General features: G+C 44.6%; 17 protein-coding genes. 3 read left to right on the forward strand and 14 right to left on the reverse strand.

Annotation, left to right across the window (positions count from 1 at the left end):
• Positions 1–154: 154 nt before the first annotated feature.
• From AB4111_RS13255 to AB4111_RS13265, 3 genes are all read right to left on the reverse strand, one after another.
• Complete coding sequence (locus tag AB4111_RS13255) at positions 155–1,243, reverse strand: acyltransferase (RefSeq protein WP_442031981.1); 1,089 nt, start codon at positions 1,241–1,243, stop codon at positions 155–157.
• 140 nt (positions 1,244–1,383) lie between these two features.
• Positions 1,384–1,923 carry a GNAT family N-acetyltransferase gene (locus AB4111_RS13260; protein WP_442031982.1) on the reverse strand — a complete coding sequence of 180 codons (540 nt, stop codon included), beginning with the start codon at positions 1,921–1,923 and terminating at the stop codon, positions 1,384–1,386.
• 143 nt (positions 1,924–2,066) lie between these two features.
• Positions 2,067–4,787, reverse strand: a complete 2,721-nt coding sequence (locus tag AB4111_RS13265) for a family 78 glycoside hydrolase catalytic domain (protein WP_442031983.1) — start codon at positions 4,785–4,787, stop codon at positions 2,067–2,069.
• A gap of 134 nt (positions 4,788–4,921) precedes the next feature.
• Between AB4111_RS13265 and AB4111_RS13270 the strand changes: the two genes are divergently transcribed.
• Positions 4,922–5,806: an AraC family transcriptional regulator gene (locus tag AB4111_RS13270; RefSeq protein ID WP_442031984.1), complete on the forward strand. Its 885-nt coding sequence runs from the start codon at positions 4,922–4,924 to the stop codon at positions 5,804–5,806.
• A gap of 13 nt (positions 5,807–5,819) precedes the next feature.
• Here the strand turns inward: AB4111_RS13270 and AB4111_RS13275 are convergent, their stop codons facing one another.
• The 4 genes from AB4111_RS13275 to licT form a co-directional block, all read right to left on the reverse strand.
• Entirely contained in the window at positions 5,820–6,386 is a 567-nt protein-coding gene (locus AB4111_RS13275; RefSeq protein ID WP_442031985.1) for a 5' nucleotidase, NT5C type, read from the reverse strand.
• A gap of 168 nt (positions 6,387–6,554) precedes the next feature.
• Complete coding sequence (locus AB4111_RS13280) at positions 6,555–8,018, reverse strand: glycoside hydrolase family 1 protein (protein ID WP_442031986.1); 1,464 nt, start codon at positions 8,016–8,018, stop codon at positions 6,555–6,557.
• 44 nt (positions 8,019–8,062) lie between these two features.
• Positions 8,063–9,982, reverse strand: coding sequence for a beta-glucoside-specific PTS transporter subunit IIABC (locus AB4111_RS13285; RefSeq protein WP_442031987.1), 1,920 nt, complete (start codon positions 9,980–9,982; stop codon positions 8,063–8,065).
• Between the two features lie 146 nt (positions 9,983–10,128).
• Positions 10,129–10,971, reverse strand: a complete 843-nt coding sequence (licT, locus tag AB4111_RS13290) for a BglG family transcription antiterminator LicT (protein WP_442031988.1) — start codon at positions 10,969–10,971, stop codon at positions 10,129–10,131.
• 389 nt (positions 10,972–11,360) lie between these two features.
• On the opposite strand from licT, the gene AB4111_RS13295 reads away from it, so the two are divergent.
• Positions 11,361–11,858, forward strand: a complete 498-nt coding sequence (locus AB4111_RS13295; RefSeq protein WP_442031989.1) for a stalk domain-containing protein — start codon at positions 11,361–11,363, stop codon at positions 11,856–11,858.
• A 37-nt stretch (positions 11,859–11,895) separates the two neighbouring features.
• Here the strand turns inward: AB4111_RS13295 and AB4111_RS13300 are convergent, their stop codons facing one another.
• The 4 genes from AB4111_RS13300 to zwf form a co-directional block, all read right to left on the reverse strand.
• A complete protein-coding gene (locus tag AB4111_RS13300) occupies positions 11,896–12,996 on the reverse strand; it encodes a metallophosphoesterase (RefSeq protein WP_442031990.1) in 1,101 nt (366 codons plus the stop codon).
• A gap of 244 nt (positions 12,997–13,240) precedes the next feature.
• Complete coding sequence (gene gndA, locus AB4111_RS13305) at positions 13,241–14,659, reverse strand: NADP-dependent phosphogluconate dehydrogenase (RefSeq protein ID WP_253438175.1); 1,419 nt, start codon at positions 14,657–14,659, stop codon at positions 13,241–13,243.
• Between the two features lie 140 nt (positions 14,660–14,799).
• Entirely contained in the window at positions 14,800–15,465 is a 666-nt protein-coding gene (fsa, locus tag AB4111_RS13310; protein WP_091020607.1) for a fructose-6-phosphate aldolase, read from the reverse strand.
• Between the two features lie 36 nt (positions 15,466–15,501).
• The gene (gene zwf, locus AB4111_RS13315) at positions 15,502–17,025 is read right to left on the reverse strand and encodes a glucose-6-phosphate dehydrogenase (protein ID WP_442031991.1); all 1,524 of its coding nucleotides are present in this window, start codon (positions 17,023–17,025) and stop codon (positions 15,502–15,504) included.
• A 112-nt stretch (positions 17,026–17,137) separates the two neighbouring features.
• Between zwf and AB4111_RS13320 the strand changes: the two genes are divergently transcribed.
• The gene (locus AB4111_RS13320) at positions 17,138–18,022 is read left to right on the forward strand and encodes a LysR family transcriptional regulator (protein WP_036672843.1); all 885 of its coding nucleotides are present in this window, start codon (positions 17,138–17,140) and stop codon (positions 18,020–18,022) included.
• A gap of 91 nt (positions 18,023–18,113) precedes the next feature.
• On the opposite strand, the gene AB4111_RS13325 is transcribed toward AB4111_RS13320, so the two are convergent.
• From AB4111_RS13325 to AB4111_RS13335, 3 genes are read right to left on the reverse strand one after another with little or no spacing between them, the layout of a single operon-like run.
• The gene (locus tag AB4111_RS13325) at positions 18,114–20,135 is read right to left on the reverse strand and encodes a chemotaxis protein CheW (protein WP_442031992.1); all 2,022 of its coding nucleotides are present in this window, start codon (positions 20,133–20,135) and stop codon (positions 18,114–18,116) included.
• A gap of 14 nt (positions 20,136–20,149) precedes the next feature.
• A complete protein-coding gene (locus AB4111_RS13330; protein WP_442031993.1) occupies positions 20,150–20,575 on the reverse strand; it encodes a chemotaxis protein CheW in 426 nt (141 codons plus the stop codon).
• 25 nt (positions 20,576–20,600) lie between these two features.
• A complete protein-coding gene (locus AB4111_RS13335) occupies positions 20,601–22,190 on the reverse strand; it encodes a methyl-accepting chemotaxis protein (protein ID WP_442031994.1) in 1,590 nt (529 codons plus the stop codon).
• Between the last annotated feature and the right edge of the window lie 119 nt (positions 22,191–22,309).

Genomic DNA, 22,309 nt, shown 5'->3' on the forward strand with positions numbered 1-22,309 from the left:
TGACTAGGTAGTGTTCATTCCATTAATTCAATTTTATGGACATTAAACTCTATAATACCTTCTTTAACGCAAATAAAAAAGAGGTTCCAAGTGATTCCCTCAACACTTCAGGGCTTGAAAACTCTTATCTTAACTGGAATAACTTTATTTCAACTTAACGTCCAATCAGTACCCATCCCCACTTCATCCGCCGCAATGCCATCGCGCAGATCCATGAGATCAGGAGCGCCACAACATAAGATAGAATGATACCCAAGCTGAAGTGCTGAGCCAGGTCATCTGTGAATTCACGTCTCCAGAAGAGTAATACAAGTGGATGCATTAAAAATACACCGAACGCAACTGTACCCAAGGAATCCAGAACATGCGTAGCTTTACGAACTTCCGTATGTTTTCCTGCGCCCAATCGTTCACTAAAGATCAGCAGGAGCAAGCAGGCTGACAACGTAAACAGATTTCGGAACAGGAACAGCACGGTATAGGTTACCACCGGGTATGCAGCAAAAGCGGTTTTGATATAAGCATTACCATATATAAAAATGGCACCTCCGCTCAATAACGCAGCTATAAGTGCATAACGGTGAGTGTACAGTTTCTTCAATGCCCACTCAAAGTTCAGCCCAACCCATGCGCCAAAACCAATCACGATCAGATAACTGGGTAACAAACTTCCTGTTCGTTCGAAGTGAAACTGCAAATGTAGTGCATAGAAGATCGCTTGGCCCGCAATAAAGAATAATGGCAAATACCGATTAAAAAGAAGATGGCGTGTAAGTGACAGAAGCAATGGAAAAACGAGATAGAATTGAAGAATAATCAGAAAAAAGTACAAGTGGGTATGAGCGGTTCCCATCACTAATTCTTTTGCAAATTGAACACCGTGGGTCAAAGGTTCTTTGCCCGCAAGCAACTGTTTAATCGCAAAATAGATAAAGGACCATACCACGTAGGGTACACATACATAGAATAATCGCTTTTTGTAAAAAGCGAGCATCCAACCCTTCTCATTCACCTTGGAGCTGTAGTTGTAGAACAAAACTAGGGATGACAAGAACAGGAACGCCGGGACGGCAAATTGCAGGAACGTGTTCCAGAAGTAATACACATCATGATCTAACGTGTGCTTGGGGTAATGCGCAACTGCTGTTGAAGTAGCATGGATGGCTACCACTGCCATGATGGCCAATGCACGATAGAGATCCAGATACTCAATACGCCGGGGCCGATTAACCGGTTGATTCATAAAAATAACCTCACTTGTGCCTGATATGGGATGATAGTTTCCGGCCGCAATCCAGATTCTATGCTTCATTTTAATCAGCACGCGAGGGTATTACAATCATAATCTATATTATTTTCGTTATATATCACCATTATTCTTCATTATTCGACATTTTCTATCCAGAATCGTTCAATAACATTGCCATTGGACTCCACATAGTCTTCATCCTGAATTCCACCATTTCGAAGGATAACCCTTCTGGATGGCTCATTTATTGCATCACATACGACCAATACTTTGGTGATTCCAATCTCTCTCGTTTTCTCCAAAGACAGCCTGAGAATTTCGGAACCATAGCCACTTTGCCGCTCTCCAGGACGAATGCCATATCCAATATGCCCTCCACTGTTGAACAATTTGTCGTTAAGCTCATGCCTTATATTTACAGCACCCACGATTTGTTGACTCTCCGTGATCAACCAGTATGTACTATCTTTGACCCAGCCTTCCGGAATATCGATGCCTTGTTCATTGCGTTGCAAAAACGCCAACATCTCATCAAACTCAGAAGGATCTTTGGAAATGACCCACGGTACCATCACCTCTCCACTTCTCACCCAGTCTTCATAAAATGCCAAATATGCATCCTTATACGCTCGCGATGGTTTAATTAATCTGACATGTTCTTTCCCCACTGTCATTACACCCTCCCAACAGATATTGAAACTGCCATGCTCCCGCTTCCAGGACATAACATTCTTGCTCTTCCATCAGACAAGTTCGAATAAGGACCTGCGTGTGAGCAGATCCTCTTCAAATATACATCTTACCGCTTATTCTATTATTATACAGACTCTGTCAATGTAACATCCTGAACATCTCGGTCCTTCTTCATATCCGTGTCCTTATACTTGAATTGGTAACTTCCTGATCCAAGTGTGACTTCAATATCTTCTCCAATACTTCGAATATTCTGAACTTCATTTACCTGATCCAACGGGTGCCCTTGCTCCAGAACGATCTGTGCACCTGCTCCAGGAAGACGTACCGTACCTCTCGTATTGACAGGAATGTGCACGCGTATCTCCATTTCTCCCTCCGCCAGCCGGTGCCAACTTGAAGCTACTTGACCATACATCGTCTCCAAACTCGCTTCCACCCAATCCAGTCCAGGTCCAGGTTGCGGCTCGATATGCACCATTCGGAATCCTGGCTGATGTTCATCGGACCGGATGCCGGCAACATAACGATACAACCATTCCCCAATCGCACCATAAGCATAGTGGTTAAATGAGTTCATATCAGCACTCCAGAGACTGCCATCCTCCTTGATCCCATCCCAATGTTCCCAGACCGTCGTTGCGCCTTGAGTTACCTGATATAGCCAGGACGGATAATCCTCTTGAAAAAGTAATGTATATGCCAGGTCGTGAAGACCTGCATCACTCAGTACCGGATTCAGATAAGGTGTGCCCACGAATCCTGTGGTAAGATGATTCCCCGCCTCTTTCACGAGTTTCGCCAATTGATCAACAGCACGAGTTCGGGCAACACCATCCAGCAGGTCAAATTGCAGCGCGAGAACATGCGCTGTTTGCGTTGGAACAGCAATTTTGCCGGCTGGAGTGACGAATTCTTTATTAAACGCAAGAACAATGTTTGTATGCAACGTTTTATAATATTCAGCATCATCTGTCTTTCCAAGTACCTCAGCTGCTTTTTGAGTTAACGAAACGGAATAGGCATAGAATGCAGTTGCCACATAATCCGTATCCGTTGCACCAACGTAACTATCCGGCTTGGAATCCAGTCCCAGCCAATCGCCAAAGTGGAATCCCGTGTTCCACAGATATGGGTTATCGCCCTGCCCGTGAATGTACTCGATCCACCGCTTCATACTCTCATATTGTTCAGCCAGTAATCTGGCATCCCCATACATCTCATAGATAGTCCAAGGACAGATGACTGCTGCATCACCCCAAGCGGCGGATGAATGACTGGTGTCACCCCATCCTTCCGACGTGGAACTTCTCAGATCTGGAACGAAGAATGGAATACCTCCATCTGCTCCCTGGTCCGCTTCCAGATCCCGCAACCACTTGGTGAAGAAAGGCGCTGTATTCATGAGGTAGGAAGACGTGCGGACAAACATCTGTGCATCACCGGTCCACCCGAGCCGTTCATCCCTCTGTGGGCAGTCTGTCGGCACATCAAGGAAATTCCCTTTTTGCCCCCACAATATATTGTGATGCAGCTGGTTCACCAAGGGACTGGAGCACGAGAACTGACCTGTTTGCTTCATATTCGAGTGCAGCACTATGCCAGTGAAATCATCCAGACGAATGTGTTCAGAAAAGCCAACCAGCTTCACATATCGAAACCCTTGGAACGTAAAATGCGGTTCGAATGTTTCAACTCCATCCCCCTTGCACGTATAGCGAATACACTGCTTGGCGGAGCGAAGATTATTGGTGTAGAAGTTGCCTTCATGATCTAATATCTCAGCATGGTGCAGCTCAACTGTCTGATCAACCTCAGCTTGAATGCTAAATCTAACCCATCCCACCATATTCTGTCCCATGTCTATTACACGATCTCCCTGTGGGGTTGTTAACAAGGCGATTGGCTGTAGCTGTTCGACTTGGGTGACGGGTACGTTCTCCTGCGCAACGATGATGTCTTTTGGATGTTCCAGTACGTTCACGGGTGACCAATTCACTTCAGATGAATCCGACCAATCAGACTCCATTCGTGCATCATACGTCTCTCCCATATAGATGTCCGACATCCGAATGGCACTTGGACCAGCTGTCCATTCCCCATTGGAAAGAATACATTCCTCTGATCCATCTGCATACTTTATATGCAGTTCCAGAAGCAATGCGGATGTTGAACCAAATATCTCCCTTTCTTTGTTCCAGCCAAGATATCCCCGATACCAGCCATCTCCAAGATACGCACCTAAAGTATTCTGTCCATCCTGAAGCAGGTGGGTAACATCATAGGTTTGATATTGTAATCGCTTACGATAAGAGGTCCAGCCAGGTGTAAAATAATCTTCTCCTACTCTTGAGTTGTTTATATGCAACTCGTATAATCCAAGTGCTGTCACATATATGCGAGCAGACGTAACTGTTTCTTTTACATTAAACTGCCTGCGCATACGTGGGCATGACGTATCTCCTTCATCTGTTGGTTGAGCTGTGATCCATTCTGCTTTCCACTTGTTATGACGATCCATAAGTCCCATCTCGAAATAGGCCGTTTCGGACCAGTCTGAATCACTTCCTGTATCATCCCAAGCCCGAATCCGGTAATAGTATCGCGTTTGCGGAGAAGGCTGAAAATGATTTAGTTCCACATGTATAGATTGATCACTGCTTATCTCGCCAGAATCCCATTTAATTCCATCGAAATCTTTCGTCAGGGACAGCTGTATCTGATAAGCGGATTGCATACAGTTCCGGCGATCGGACTGCAACTGCCAGCTTAATCTCGGTGATTTCACATCGAGGCCTATCGGGTTGATTCTATATTCACAGCGAAGGTGACTAACGTTGAACATTAGCAGATCGTCCTTTCCATCTTGGCTTCCCATTCGGGGTTACGATATAATTATATCGATCCTGCTGTCGTAAATACCCGGTAATCCGGACTATTTCATCCGGTGATTCAGCCATCTATGCGAGGAGGTTGCCTGTGGATTCATCTGTACAACTTATGAAAAGCGAATATTTTCTGCATAATCATCTGCAACTTTTTGTCAATCGTTGCTCTGAAGATTTTATGCTTCCTTTTCACGCGCATGATTTTATTGAGTATAGCTATGTTGCTGAAGGAAAGGGCTTTCATCATATCGGTGAAGATGTCATTCCCGTGAAGAAAGGCATGCTGTTTGTCATTCCTGTTGGCGTTCCTCATGTCTTTCGTCCTGTGAGCACAAACGTGACCGAGCATCCGCTAATTATATATAATTGTCTGTTTAATGCTGAGTTGATCAACACGCTGACAGCCATCATTCAGGAAAAAGAAATCATTCAACATCTGATGGACTTGGCACAAAATCAGGTTCCTTATATATCCGTTGTGGATCACAATGATCAGATTGAAGAACTAATGGTGAAGCTATATCGTGAATCCTCCGTTCAGGGAATCGGCTCCTCTACCATGTTATACACCTTGGCAAGCCAGTTGGTATTGTTGACCTACAGACAACTGTATCAAAAGGATCAGGATGAAGAGTCTCATTCCACTGGTTTTGATTACATCCTTCACTATATCAAGGAACACGTAAGCAATCGTATTCGGATGTCTGATCTGGTCCGCATATCAGGCTGGAGCGAAAAACAGATTGGGCGAATGTTTCTGCGGCATACCGGACAGACCTTTAGCGGCCACCTGCAACATCTGCGCATACAAAAAAGCTGCGAAATTCTAAAGAATTCACAGCACAAAGTTAGCCTGATTGCAGAGCTGGTCGGATATCGGGATATGGATTCATTCTATGCCGCATTCAAAAAAATAACAGGCGAAACACCTCTCGCCTATCGCAAAAAATCCAGAGCACTGCGCTCTGGACAATAAGGTTAACTAACTTTCAGACACTAACAGCCTGTAACACTTCATCTATGTATGCCTTGGCTTCTTTCCATGAAGACATCAACGGAAAGTTGTATCGCTCACGCTCCTGTATATTCCACGGATGCGGGATACAGATAACCTTTTTGCCATCCTCATGCGCGGGAATCAGATTATGTGCTCCATCATCAATGAGCAGATCGAAACCGAGCAAGCTTTTTCTTTTGCATGTAATAAACTGTTCAGCGGTTATAAAAGGCATGTGCTGCTGAAGCCAGTTCCACTTCTCAATGACTGTTTTTGGTTCTGCTGCCGTCACGACAATGACATCATAGGCATCGTTCAGCTTTCGCATCTCATCTACAACATATTCGTCGTATAATTCCAATTCCTCGAACAGACCCGGCCGACCATAAAATACATCGTGCGTGCTCTCTGGATGACGCAAATGGGATGTGTCCCAATGAATCATATCCTCATACCGCAACGGATGGGTCGGGAAGTTGAGGTTGTTGTGATATATGGCCCGCTTGACCAGATGACATATCGTGTCATCCATATCTACAGCAATAATAGGCTTCTTCATGGTTATCCCTCCCCCAATACGATCACAGTATACCATCCAGTATGTTATGAAGTCATCCTTTTTACCTTGAAGTGCCATTAGCGTTGATGAAAATCCTGCGAGATGATAATAAAAAGGCACCCCGATGACGTAACACTAGCTACGCCTGGGGTGCCTCTTTAGATTAATTTATTCCAAGTTTTCACCATTGGAGGCAATGACTTTTTGGTACCAACCAAAGCTCTTTTTCTTATATCGATTCAATGTGCCTTGTCCGTTGTCGTCCTGATCCACGTAAATCACGCCATAACGCTTGGACATTTCCGAAGTGGATGCACTGATAATATCAATCGCTCCCCAGTTGGTATATCCCATCAGGTCCACACCATCCATAACGGCTTCTTTCATTTGTGTAATATGTTTTCTCAGATAATCAATCCGGTAATCATCGTTGATGGAACCATCTGCCTCAACCGTATCTTTCGCTCCAAGTCCATTCTCCACCACAAACAATGGCAATTGGTAACGATCATACAGTTCTTTCAATGCAACGCGCAAACCAATCGGATCAAGCTGCCAGCCCCACTCCGTACGCTCCAGATTCGGGTTCTTAATCGTGCTGTACAGGTTACCACCCGTCACTCCATATTCCTCTGGGTTCACTGCGGACACCAAGGATGTGTAATAACTGAATGAGATGAAGTCAACTGTGTGCTCACGCAGGATCTGCTCATCCCCCGGTTCCATGGCAATGGTAATCCCGTTCTCTGCCCAATACCGAGCCATGAATGTTGGGTAACTACCACGAACTTGTACATCCGTATGCAGCAGGTTCAGCTGGTTATCGATCTGTGCTTGCAGCACATCCTCTGGCTTCGACGTCGCCGGGTAGTGAATCATGCGTGCAAGCATACATCCGATCTGGAAGTTCGGGTTAATCTGACGCGCTTTTTCCGTTACCAGGCTGCTGGCTACAAATTGATGATGAAGGGCCTGATAGGAAGCCTGCATCGTGTTCTCCACACGGTCTTCAATAATACCGCCACCAGTAAAAGGTTCAATAATGGTTGTGTTAATCTCATTAAACGTCAACCAGTATTTGACCTTGTCCTTGTACCGGGTCATCACAGTTTCGGCATATCTCACAAAATGTCCAATCACTTCGCGGCCTGCCCAGCCGTTATATTTCAGTACAAGCGCCATAGGCATCTCATAGTGCGAGAGTGTTACCAGTGGTTCAATATCGTATTTACGGAGTTCATCGAACACTTCGTCATAGAAGCGCAGTCCCTCTTCATTCGGCTCGTCATCATAACCATTCGGGAAAATGCGCGGCCAGTTGATGGACAGACGGAATGTCTTGAAGCCCAGCTCGGCGAACAGCGCAATATCCTCTTTGAAACGGTGGTAAAAATCAATCCCGTAACGCTTCGGATAACCTTCCGCACTGTGATGTGCCATTGCTTTCTCAACCGTTGCACTCGTAACATGCATCAGTTCTCTAAGGTTCGTGTAGTCCTTTTTCTCAAAATAAGGAACCATGTCGGCCGTCGACCATCCTTTGCCGCCAGCGTCGAATCCACCCTCAGCCTGATTGGCGGCAATAGCGCCGCCCCATAGAAACCCTTCCGGAAACCCTTGTCGATGAATCATCCGTATCTCTCCTTCTTTTGTTGAATTTGTCTATTTAATACAGTTTAGATTTCGGCTTTCAAGACGTCTTCACCCATCGTGATTTCGCCCAATTTCACAGGTAGAACCTGCTTGTAATCCGCTGTATTGGTAACAACCATAGCAGTTGTAATGTCGTATTCTTTGGCAATCTCGGCCAGTTCAAATGTGAGCAACTTGTCTCCGGCTTGTACACGTGCTCCTGTAGCAACATGTGCATCGAAGTACTGTCCACGCAGCTTCACCGTGTTGATTCCAACATGAATCAGCAATTCCATTCCGTTATCACTGCGGACAACAATCGCATGTTTCGTTTTGAACACATTCATGATCGTACCCGTCACTGGAGATACCAATTCACCCACCGTAGGAACAAATGCCACACCTTTACCCATCAATTCATCACCGAATGTTGGATCATTGACTTCTTTGAGCGGGATGGATTTACCTGTCATTGGTGCAACGGCTACCGCATTACTCGTTGGTGTTGGAGCGCCCATGTCGTCCACGTTCACGCTTGCAGCACCGCTTGAAGGTGCTGTCGCTGCCGCAGAAGAAGCGCCTGGTGAGAATTGAGCCAATGCCTCAGCATCTCCTTCTTCTTCCTTAATACCGAATATCGTAGACATAATCGTACCTACAACAAATGCAAGAATCATACCGCCAAAGGAATACCAGAACGTTTGACCGATCAGGGAAGGAAGTCCTGGGAGACCACCGTTACCTGCAAGCACATACGCTTTTGCGCCAAAAGCAAGGGCGAAGCCGCCACCGACTGCGCTACCAATCATCGCTGCGGCAAATGGTTTTTTATACTTCATGTTAACCCCGTACATAGCCGGCTCCGTTACACCCATGAGTGCTGTGAAGCTCGTTGACAATGCCACGGTTTTGAGTTTTTTATCTTTTGCCCGGAAGAATACGCCGAGTGTTGCACCAGCCTGACCCATATTGGAGATAAAGGTCAATGGCAAGAATTTATCAAAGCCCAGTGTAGCGATATTACTCAGGATGATCGGCACAAGTGCATAGTGCATTCCTGTCATAATAATGAGCGCCATCGCGCCGCCCAGAACAATACCTGCAATCAATCCGCCTTCATTCAGCAGCCAGTTGATGCCGCCAGACAATCCGCTACCTACAAATGTACCCAATGGACCGATCGCAATCAGCGTTACCGGAACCATTACAAGCAAGGTAATCAGCGGCACAAGCAATAGCTTGAGTGCAGCAGGGATAACACGGTCAACCCATTTCTCAACATAGGACATCAACCATACTGCAAGAAGAATCGGGATAACCGATGAAGCATAACTTACTGCTGTAACCGGAATTCCCAAGAATCCAACCGATTCACCGCTAGATAGTAATGCTGTCATGTCTGGATACATTAGTGCTGTTCCCAGTGCAATCGCGACAAATGGATTACTGCCGAATTTACGAGCCGCGCTGACTGCAATCAGTAAAGGCAGGTAATGGAATACGCCGTCACCAATGGCTGAAAGAATACGGTACGTATCTGTTCCAGCAGACATCCAACCTAAGGACACAAACAGGGCGAGTAATCCTTTGAGCATACCTGCCGCTGTAATCGCCGGAAGCATAGGGGCGAAGACACCTGCGATTGTTTCAAAAATTTTCAGTACTACATTTTGTTTTTTATCCGATTTAGGCTCTTTATTTTCCGTACTTTGCTGGATCGCTGGATGTTCCTTCACCATGACGTCGAATACTTTCGACACATCATTACCGATAATGACCTGAAATTGGTCACCCGAAATGTTTGTACCCATGACTTTGTCCAGTTTATTGAGTGAACCGTTATCGACTTTATCGTTGTCTTTCAGATCAAAACGCAAACGTGTAACACAGTGATACACTGAATTGATATTTTTAGTTCCCCCAACGGCTTTGATGATTTCCTGCGCCGCTTCTTGATGTTTCATGATGTTTTCCTCCTCATTTTTCCAATAAAAAATACCCGAATGAATATAGCGCAAAAATATGGCGCCATCTCATTCGGGTATTGCCTGATTGAACAGTAACAAGCCCATAGGGTATCCAGTTGTAATTTCATACTGTTGCGTGAACATTATACGTCCCGCTTGGTTTTCATCAGACGTTCCAGATGGAGCGTTAGATATAACTGCTCCGAGTGAGTCATGTCATACTGATAGTTCTTATGGATAAAAGTCTCGATCTTACCAATACACTTGAATGTCTCCGGATAGTTTTTCCGAACCACTTCATACAAATACTCCTCGGCATCATCATGTGAAGAATGGGTAATGACACGCTGACAGAAATACTTCAAATGGGTGATGAAGCGGAAATAATTGACGCTATCTTCATCCAATTCGATGTTGAAGTGATATTTGATGATATTCATAATCTCCTGCAACAGCTGCATGAGATGGGTGACATCGTTCATGGAATCATTCACTTCCGCATTGATGAAATGTAGTGCAATATTACAGATTTCATCTTTGGGGAACTCAATATCCAATCTTTCCTTCAGCAAGGTCAGTGCTTCTCTGGCCACATCATACTCCGCCTTATAGAAGTGCTGAACTTCCCAAGAAAGTGGATTACGAGTAATCATTCCTTTTTCCAAGCGTTGAACAGCAAAATGAATGTGATCCGATAGCGAGACATAGATCCCGTCACTGATGGTTTTGTTCAATTGTGTTCGTGCGAGTGTCACAATATCATCTGTTGCCTGCAGAATCTCAATAGGCACTTCAGCTACGATGGATTTAAATTTCTCATAGATCGATGTATCCTTAAGACGAAATACCTTCTCAATCCGCTCTTCATCAATCTCATCGCCTGCTTTGAACTTGAATCCGATACCCCGGCCGAGGATCAGCAGTTCCTGATTTTTGTCATCCACGGTACTGACAATATTGTTATTAAATATCTGTTTAATAATCATTATGGACCCACCTGGTTTTTTTTGAGGAATAAAAAAGGGCAAAACCAAAACAGAAATAATAAAATCATTTCCATAGTGGTTTTGCCCGCATTACCGGTAACAAGCCTCGGATCTAATTTATCATAACCTGAAAACGGTGTCAACCACAAATACTGCCATTTCTATTCCACTTCATTCCCTTATTACTTGAGTCATTTGACTAAGCTTACCTTTAAGGATACATATGTTTTAATATTCACATGTTGATGCAGATTCAACCAAAAAATTCACAATGACTTACCGCTTGAAACGAATGAGATTATAACTAAAGTAAATGTTTTGAAGGATTTCTCACCTTTAACAGAGAAATGATCTAAATGTACGGAGTAATTTATAAAGGAGATTTATTCGTGAGGGACAAAGTAAAAGGATTAATCATTGGTATCACAATTGGATCAATGCTTACAGGAGTTACAGCTTATGCAGCATCAGGAACGCCCATAAAAGCTTTACTACAGAAAGTAAATATTTATGTAGATGGAACAAAGAAGTCGACAGCTAATGCAATAACTTTTAACAATACTACATATGTACCAGTTAGAAGTATAAGTACTGCACTTGGTGAGAACGTAGCTTTAAAGTCTAACAATCTGTACATTGGCAAACAACCATTAGTTAAACTAACAGGGAATCAAGCGTTTGAACTGTTATATAAAAAAATTAAGAAAGAAATCGAAATGTATAGCCTAACTGTTGGAGAGGAATCCAAAGACGGAGATTTTTATGTAATGCGTTCATTCTCAGACAGAGAAACGTATGAAGTGACTTATGGCCTTTACTACATCCACATGTACACAGGGGAAGTCTACGAATGGAACTTCAAATCCAAGAAAATGGTTAAACTATAGTTATTAAAAGGCCCTTCTCTCGAAGGGCCTTCATCATTTACTGGAACGTCACATTAATCTGCACAATCTCCGAACGACTACTTGTGCGAATTGGAGGTCCCCAGAAGCCAAATCCTGAGGTTACAATAGAATGCATGGAGCCCTTTTGCAGATAACCCCAATCATTCTCATAAATAGCCTGTGTGATGAACTGAGCAGGTGCAATCTGACCGCGGTGAGTATGACCGGATACCACCAAATCTACATTGTTCTGTTCCGCAATATCCAGATCATATGGCTGGTGATCCATCATAAGTACCGGTTGGCTCAAGTCCGCATTTTGCATTAAAGTAGCCACTTCTGCACGATCCTTCTCTGTCCGGTCTTTCCGTCCAATGAGAGTGATCTTGTCATCCAGTACAATCTTGTCATCATATAATACTTGCATGTTGCTCTTCTCCAGCGCAGCGATGAGATCTTCAATTGGACCATCGAACTTATCGTGATTCCCGAGAGAAGCATAGACACCGTATGGAGCCTGAATGTCACTGATAATATCCGCTATTCCGCTATTCAGATACATGTCCAGATTGTCATCAATAATATCTCCCGGATACAGCACCAGGTCTGGCTTCAACGCATTAATCTCCTCTACCATACGTTTAGCATGAGCAGGGCCAGACAGTAATCCAAAGTGCATATCGGCAGCCATGACAATGTTCAGCTTGTCTACACCTTCTACTTTTTTATCAATCTGGATATTATATGTTCTCACTACCGGACTGTAAGCATTGAAAATTCCATAACCCATTGTGGACACTAACAGCACCAGCGTAACGACACCCGCCCATTTCTGTGTGTGATGTCTTGGAATACGGGTTAACTTCAACAACCACATCGTAAGATGAACGACAGGCAGGATCAGCAATAACAACGAGAAGATAGCCAGCCAGTAAGAACCGATAATACTGAGAAATGAGATACTTCCAAACACACGTGCCAAAATGAAGGAAACGGCAAGGAATACAAGCGCTATAATATAAAACCATCGAAATCTGGCGGACACGACTGGTTTCATCCAACTCCAACCGCTCCAGCCTATGTAGAACACTAATAAACCGTATATCACCAAAAACAATATACCCATTAATACAAACATGCCCGGTCTAACCTCCACGTCAATAAGTTGTATGCTGAATTTTTATCACGGATGTAAATCCGTCTGAACAAGTATAACGTAGTTGAAGGGTCAGATCATCTGTTTGCCCAACCCAGATTCGTACATTTTATTACAATTTGATAATATTCAAATTCGAACCATTAACGAGAAAAAGCACCCTTGCAGGTGCCATGAGGTTGAATTCATGAATGACTGCAAGAATGCTATATATTCGGAACGGATATTACTCGTTCGTATCCATCCACTGGAAGTGGAATGAACCTTCTTTGTCCACACGTTTGAAGGTGTGAGCACCGAAGTAGTCACGTTGTGCTTGCAGCAAGTTTGCTGGCAAACGCTCTGTACGGTAGCTGTCGTAGTAAGAAAGAGCACTGGAGAAGCCAGGTACTGGAATACCTTGTTTTACAGCAGCCGCTATAACTTCACGCCATGCACCTTGATAAGACTCAACGATGTTTTGGAAGTATGGATCAAGCAGCAGGTTTTTCAGTGCTGCATCTTTGTCATATGCCTCTTTAATGTTTTGCAGGAATTGCGAACGGATGATACATCCGCCACGGAAGATCATGGCAATGTTGCCGTATTTCAGATCCCAACCATACTCGTCGGAAGCTGCACGCATTTGTGCAAATCCTTGAGCGTAGGATACGATTTTACTTGCAAACAGCGCTTTACGCACGTTCTCGATGAACGCTTTTTTGTCACCAGAGAATGCTTCAGTTGCTGGTCCATTCAGAATTTTGCTAGCTGCTACACGCTCGTCCTTCATGGCAGACAAGAAACGGGAGAATACGGATTCCGTAATCATGGACAATGGAACGCCGAGATCCAGCGCGCTTTGGCTTGTCCATTTACCTGTTCCTTTTTGTCCAGCCGCGTCCAGAATGACATCAACCATCGGCTTGCCTGTTTCTGGATCATATTTGGAGAAGATGTCTGCCGTGATTTCGATCAGGTAGCTGTCCAGCTCCCCTTGATTCCACTCGGTGAAGATCTCATGCAACTCTTCAACCGAAACGTTCAATACGGATTTGAGCAGGTGGTAAGCTTCACCAATCAACTGCATATCTCCGTACTCGATACCGTTATGCACCATTTTTACATAGTGTCCCGCACCGTCTGGTCCGATATAAGTGCTGCATGCATCATCGCCCACTTTGGCGGAGATTGCTGTAAGGATCGGTTCTACCAACTGATAAGCACTTTCCTGACCGCCTGGCATGATTGCCGGGCCTTTCAGTGCGCCTTCTTCACCACCGGATACACCTGCACCGATGAAGCGGAAGCCTTTTTCTTCCAGTTCTTTACTGCGACGTTGAGTGTCAGGGAAGTAAGCATTACCTCCATCGATAATAATATCGCCTTGATCCAGATGAGGAAGCAGTTGTTCGATGGTTGCATCTGTTGCTTTACCTGCTTGTACCATGATCAGAATTTTGCGCGGAGACTCCAGGGATTCCACGAATTCTTCAATTGTGAAAGCACCTGTCAGGTTTTTACCTTCTGCTTCTTTCAGAAGATCATGGGTTTTCTCTGGGGAACGGTTAAATACCGATACCGAGAACCCTTTACTTTCAATATTCAAAGCCAGGTTTTTACCCATTACTGCCAATCCAATAACACCGATCTGTTGTTTACTCATTATATCCTCCCAATGCTCCATGATTTATATAGTTTATAGAGGGTGTTCAAAAAGTCCGCTTTTAATTCCGAAGGGGTACTGAAAACCGACATTTTTGAACACGTATTTATTATAAGTTGAAACAAATAAATGCTCAGTGATTATTGTACTGTTTTTTTCCAGTCCGCTGCAAATTTGTCCATACCTTGATCTGTCAGTGGGTGTTTGGAGATTTGTTCAATGACGGAGAATGGAACAGTCGCGATATGTGCTCCCGCCATTGCTACACGTGTAACGTGATCCGGATGTCTTACGGAAGCCGCAATAATCTGTGCATCCAGGTTATGTGTACGGAACAATTCAGCAATTTTGGTAACCAATTGTACGCCATCCTCAGAGATATCATCAAGACGTCCCAGGAATGGAGATACATATGTCGCACCAGCACGAGCAGCCAGAAGCGCCTGGTTCACAGTGAAGATCAACGTTACGTTGGTTTTCACGCCTTTTTTGGTCAAGTAACGGCAAGCTTCAAGTCCTGCAAGTGTCATTGGCAATTTGATCGTAATGTTTTTGTCGCTGTTATTAATTTTGATCAATTCGTTTGCTTGTGCAATCATATCTTCAGCAGTAAGGGCATCTGGTGTCACTTCCGCAGAAACGGACTCGACTTCAGGTACCAAACGCAAGATTTCTTCAATACGATCTTCGAATTTCACGCCTTCTTTGGCTACCAAAGATGGGTTAGTTGTTACACCAGACAATACGCCGATTTTGTATGCTTTTTGGATATCTTCCACGTTAGCTGTATCGATAAAAAATTTCATGATTAAATTACCTCCAGATATATTTTTTAGTATGGTTTAGAGATTCGCATTAACCGCCAAGGGTATGCTGTTCGTAACTACAGACTCCTGATCCGCCGGCTCATCAAACCACCAGTGGTGACCATCTTCTTCAAGCATAGCATCTGATTCAGCTGGACCATAGCTACCTGCAGGATACAGGTGAAGTGGCAACAGATTTTCCTGGAATGCATCCAGAATAGGTTGCACCCATGCCCATGACAATTCTACTTCATCCCAGTGGGCAAAGAATGTTGGATCACCCAGCAAAGCATCACGAATCAGATTCTCGTAAGCTTCCGCAAGGTCACCTTTATCCGGAGAAAGATCGATATGAACCGGTTTGAATTCACCTTTATTCTCAGGATCACTTGCATTCAGTTGCAATGTCATGCTCTGATCCGGGCTCATCTCAATGACGAGCAGGTTTGGCTTGGAACCCTTGTTTTTCAGCACATTCGTTTGTCCTGAAGGTTCTTTGAATTCAATCACGATACGTGTTGATTTCTCCTTCATTCTTTTACCCGTACGAATGTAAAACGGAACACCGCGCCAGAAGAAATCATCAATTTGCAATTTGGCAGCAATGAATGTGTCATTCACCGTAATCTCTGCTACACCCGGTTCAGCAGCATAAGCATTTACCGGTTTGCCTTGAATGTTGCCTTCTGCATACTGTCCACGGATGATGCTTGCGCCCACGGTTTGCTTTTGTAACGGCTGGATTGATTCCATAATGTGCTTTTTCTTCAATCCAACTTTTTCGGAAGTACTGTTGTATGGAAGCTGAATCGCCATCATCATGAGCAATTGCAACATATGATTCTGGAACATGTCTCGCACTGCACCTACATGATCATAATAGGATGCACGTTCTTCGACACCTACAGTCTCATTAGCCGTAATTTGCACATTGGAGATGTAGCGGTTGTTCCACAACGCCTTCATGATTGGGTTACTCTGATGTAACGTCTCCAGGCGCTGTACCATCGGTTTGCCCAAATAGTGGTCAATCCGATAAATCTCTTCCTCCGTGAACGATTCGCTTAATTTGCGATTAAGGTCTCGGGCGGACTGCAGATCGTGACCAAATGGCTTCTCGATGACGAGACGTTTCCAGCCCTCTGTGGAACCCAGCCCACTTTGTTGAATGTTCTCGGCAATGGGTTCGAAGAATTCCGGACCAACCGAGAGATAGAACAAGCGGTTAGACGGAATGCCAAGCTCAGCTTCTCTTTGTTCAACTAATCCCAACAGCTTTATATAATCTTCCTTATGGCTTATATTCAATACACTGTAGCGAAAAGCTTTCACAAATGACTTCACAACTTCAGGATCTGCCTGGCGTCTGGAAAATTCATTTAATGACTTTTCCACTTGTGCCTGAAAGAATTCATCAGACCACTCTCTACGCCCCAGACCAATCAATGAGAAGGTTTCAGGAAGCTTCTGCTCAAGATATAAGTTATATAAGGCAGGATATATTTTTCTTTTGGCTAAATCGCCAGTAGCACCAAATAAAACAATGGTAGTTGGTTCCATCTCACCGTTCTCCTTCCAAGTAACTCTGGTTTCTTTGTTGTAGTTACACTATAATACGTTTTATAGCCATACAAGTAATTAATATATTTCACAGGAGCTATAGACAACATCTATGACTACAAATTACGAACTATATAAAGTCTTTTATTGGGCCGCCAAAACGGGAAGTTTGACACAGGCTGCAAAAGCACTGTATATCACTCAACCCAGCGTCAGTCATGCCATTAAGCAATTGGAAGAGAGCTTTGGTCTTACCTTGTTTTATCGAAATTCCAAGGGTGTAGCTTTGACACAGGAAGGTGCCAGTCTATACTCCTATATTGAACAATCCCAGATTCTGATCTCACTTGCGGAAGAAAAAATGGCCGCACTAAAGAATCTAGATAATGGTGAACTCCGGATTGGTGGCAGTGACTCCCTGTTCAAGCATTACATGCTGGCGTATCTAGAGGAATTCCACACTTTGTACCCTAACATCAAGCTACATCTGAGTCATGGAACAACGCCGGAAGTGATTACCTTTCTGAAAGAAGGCAAGATCGATCTTGGTGTTGTTCGGATGCCCATTGTTGATCCGCAGCTCGAAGTCAGAGAAAGCATTCAGTTGAAAGACTGTTTTGTAGCTGGGGAACGTTATGCTCAGTTGAAGGGTAAAGTCATGACACTTGAGATGCTTCTAGAGCATCAACTGATCCTCTTCTCCCGGAACAGTCGGGTTCGGATGGCTATAACCGAGTTGTTTAACAGCTATAATTACACGTTGAAGCCTGAGATTGAGGTCGGTAGCGTTGATCTGTTGATTGAGTTTGCGCGTCGAGGACTGGGTATTTCCTATGTCACACGTGAGTTTATCTCCAAAGAGCTGGAGGAAGGTTCTCTCTTCGAAATTCAGCTTGATGTCCCGCTCCCCCCTTCCCATGTGGGGATTATGACCAAGCGCAATATGCCGATTTCTTTGGCTGCCAACCGGTTTATGGATCTTATTTTCAAATCCTGAGTGGTCACCATGTCAAAAAGTACAACGAAGAGCCCCACCATCCCGTTATGGATGATGAGGCTCTTGGGCCTGCATAATGTTAATCTAACGATTAATGACTGACCAGGTAGGAGGCGTCCAATATAAGAGCAACCTTACCATTACCAAGGATTGTTGCACCAGAAAGATGGTTCATCGCACCCAGATACGTACCGAGTGTCTTTATAACGACTTCCTGATTTCCGATGATCTCATCTACTGCATATGCTGCAATTTTGTCGACGGAACGCACAATTACCAGTGGAATGGTTTTCGATTTACGTTCCGTTCGTGGATAGTTCAGTCTGTCACATAGTCGGTGAAAGGGTACTATGCGTCCATGATTCAGGATCGCTTGTTGCCCCTGGATCATCTGAATATCTTCAGGTGAAATTCGAACAATTTCGGCCACATTGTACATTGGCAGGATCAGAACACGACCCGATACTTTGACTAACAGACCTTTAATAATCGCCAAAGTGAGCGGTAGACGAATCGTAAACGTGGTACCAACACCAACCTCCGTATCAATATCAATGATACCGTTAAGCCGCCCGATCTGGCTGCGCACAATGTCCATTCCAACGCCGCGACCTGATACTTCACTTACAGAAGAAGCTGTGGAAAAACCGGGCTCAAATATGAGATGTACAGCCTCCTGTGTCGATAGGCGTGCAGCCTGTTCCTCACTAATAATGCCTTTGCCCAAAGCGGAAGCCTTAATCTTCTCCCCATCGATCCCTTTGCCATCATCCGAATACCGAATAACGACATGATTCTCTTCATGGAACGAAGTTAAGGTAATACGTCCCTTGGACGGCTTCCCTAGCTCTCCACGAACCTCTGCGCTTTCAATGCCATGATCTGCACTGTTGCGGATGAGATGGATTAGCGGGTCACTCAATTCTTCAATAATCATCCGGTCAAGTTCAGTCTCTCCACCTTGAATAACCAGTTCCAGATCTTTACCCAGCTTCTGCGAAAGATCACGAACCAATCTCGGGAAGCGACTGAATAGTTGATCGATGGGTAACATCCGTGTCTTCATTACACCTTCTTGCAGTTCCTTGATAACCCTGCCCATATGATCAGATACTCCACCAATACTCTGGATGAGTGAGGAAGACTCCTTACGCGCACCCGATCCACTCAGATCTGCAAGGGATGTCTGATCAATTAGCAGTTCACCGACCAAATTCATCAAATGGTCCAGACGTTCAACACTCACACGAACTGTAGGTTGAGCAGCTTTCACTTTCTCATCCGAGCCCGAGCCTGATGTAGTCACGGTAGGCAAGCTTGGTTTTGTGTGCACTGGTTCAGAGATTAATTCAACTGGTGCAAAAGTCGCTGTAACCTCATTGGATTCCAGCATATATGGATGAATCTCCAACATATGAATATCCGAGTCTGTAGACAATTCTGTCTCAAGCTGCTGACGGTCCTTCGAAGTTGCCACGATAATGATGAACTGACTATAATGGTCATCTTCATTCTGTGCGCCCGGTTGCATCTCCATGAGAGAAGTTGTAACCACCGTCCCACATATGTCCTCAATGCGTTGGCGCAAAATATGATATCTGGCTGCTTTCATCATACACTTATGCTCAAGCACAATGTGAATGGACAGTAGGTGCTTGCCTGACACGACAGCAACCTGTGCAACAATCGATTCTGCTGGTTGCAATTGAGGTGTTACAAGTTTTCCGACTACTGCCGGGGTTTGAATTAGATCCTTTATTTCTCGTACTACCGCTCGAAAGTCTGCATAGGCTTCCCCACGGATATACTGATCGCGAAGCACCTTCATGGCGTCCAAAGAACGGAACAACGTATCAATTAGCTCCGAAGTCATCTCGGGTTTTTTCTCCCGGACCCATTCAAGAGCATACTCCACCTCATGAGTGAGGTCGCTTAATTCACGAAAATCCATTGTCGATGCCGATCCCTTGATGGTATGAGCTGCCCGAAACAGCGTTTGAACCAGTTCAACAGAAGGCGAAAGCTCCAATGCCAGCAAAGACTGATCCATCCGTTCCAGTTGATCATTCAGTTCTTCGATAAAGATGTCACGGTAGGCAGACAAATCCATCATTCGTGTATTCCTCCCTAACCGCCCAATATTTCGTCCAATTTCAAAATGCCCACAAGCTCGTCTCCATGTTGACCTACACCATGGAATGCCCCTTCACGGTTACGACCGTAACCTCCGGTTGGCGGATGTATTTCCGAATATGTGGTTACCTTGTTCACCCGATCCACGATTAAGCCAATATATTCATCCTGATACCGAACTACGATAATTCGAGTTGCTCTGGTATCCGGTTCATCCGGCATACCCAGCAGGTTGCGCAGGCTCATCACACATACAACCTTGCCACGCAAATTAACTACCCCTTTGATCTCTGGACGGCTGAATGGGATATCTGTAATGCTGAGCATTTTAATAATTTCGTGAATTTCTTCGATTCGAATGGCGCAAGTCTCTGCACCTACCGACAGCTCAATATATTGTTCCTTCTGAAGTGAAGACATCGATTCACCCTCAATTCAATTTGTTTTAATGGGTTTTGAAGGCAGCCGCAGATTTCGCCAGCTCTTCTGCCAGATGTGCCAATGACTGGCAGGTTGCCGCAGTCTCTTCTGATGCAGCCGCGGATTCCTCACTGGAAGCCGAGATGGATTCAACAGAACTCATCACTTCTGCCGCTTGAGCCGCCTCTTCCTCACATGCAGCTGCAATTTCGTTTACTTTCTGTGAGGAGTTATTGACCATATCAATAATCTGATCAAACGCCTGTCCAGTCATGGAAGACTGCTCAACACTGGCTGCAACTGCCTGTACACTTTGTCTCGTATTTTCCTGCATCGCTTTGATGATGGCTGTAATTTCTTTGGTCGCCTCGCCGCTTCGTTCTGCAAGCTTCCGGACTTCATCTGCTACTACGGCAAACCCTCGCCCTTGTTCTCCCGCACGTGCCGCTTCAATTGCTGCATTCAGCGCAAGCAGATTGGTCTGCTCAGCGATATCGTCAATCACTTCAATGATGTCACCGATTTTACGAGAATCATCTTCAAGCTTGGTCATTTTCGTATTAACAGCTTGCATACCTTCCAATGAAGTCTGTACAACAAGTCCGCCTTCACGCGCAGTCTTCACAGTATCATTGGACAATTCAGCCGCTTCTTCCGCACTTGCAGCGACGGAGTTAATGGCAAGTGAAAGCTCCTTGAACAATTCGGAGATGTTTCCTGCCTCGCTGGATTGACTTGTGCTGGTACTTGCGATTTCCTGTGTACTGGCTGAGATCTGTTCCGAAGAAGCGGCAACACTTTGGGAGTTCATCACGATATTGTTGATTAACTCTTTCAGGTTGTCGACCATACGATTCAATGCCGCAGCCAGTTGACCGACTTCATCTTTGCTAGAGATGTCTGACTTAAGGGTCAGGTTTCCGTTGGAAACTTCCGTAGCTAGACCCAGCATGGCCATGAGTGGCTTCGAAATGGAGCGAGCGATGATATAACCAATGAGGACACTGAAGAGGACGGATGCAACGACCATAACAATGGTTACTGCAAAGGAAGTTGTGTAAGCTTCTTCCGACTTCGTGTTAGCCTGCTCTGCCAACCTTACATTGAGATCCACCAGGTCTGAGAGTGTTTTTACAACCTCATCACCCGGAGATTTCAATGATGATTTCAGGAATGTGATGAAAGCTGCATCATCATCTGTTACTGCCATAGTGACGCCTTGATCATAAAGTTTCATATAGCTGGTATATTGGGTATCTAACTTACGAAGCAGTTCCGTTTCTTCCGGGGTAGTAGCAAGAGGACGATACGCAGCAAGTCGCTCCTCCATGGATTGACGAATTGTAGCGATATTTTCCGTAACTTTGGTCTGTTCTGATGCTACCGTTTCATAATTCAGATCTCGCACGTTAACTCGCAATCTCTGATAATCAACCTGAGCTGAGGACAGTTCTCTAACTGAGATCAGATTGTTGTTATACATCTCTTGCATTCGTTCATTCGTACTTCTCAATGTTACTACCGAGTAGACGCCAAGCGACGCGAGGATTATCGACACAATTAAAAATGCTGAGATAATCTTTGTTGCTGTTTTCAAGTTTCCAAACCACTTCATGTAATCTCCTCCTAGGCATCGTAGTGTCCAGTTATGTATATAACGCTTGGTTGGTAAACCCTTCTCTAGGTCGCGCTCCAGACAACTTACGATCTATTTCGACATAAATATATTAAAAC

This window comes from Paenibacillus sp. 2KB_22, from assembly GCF_052115745.1.
Taxonomy (GTDB): domain Bacteria; phylum Bacillota; class Bacilli; order Paenibacillales; family Paenibacillaceae; genus Paenibacillus.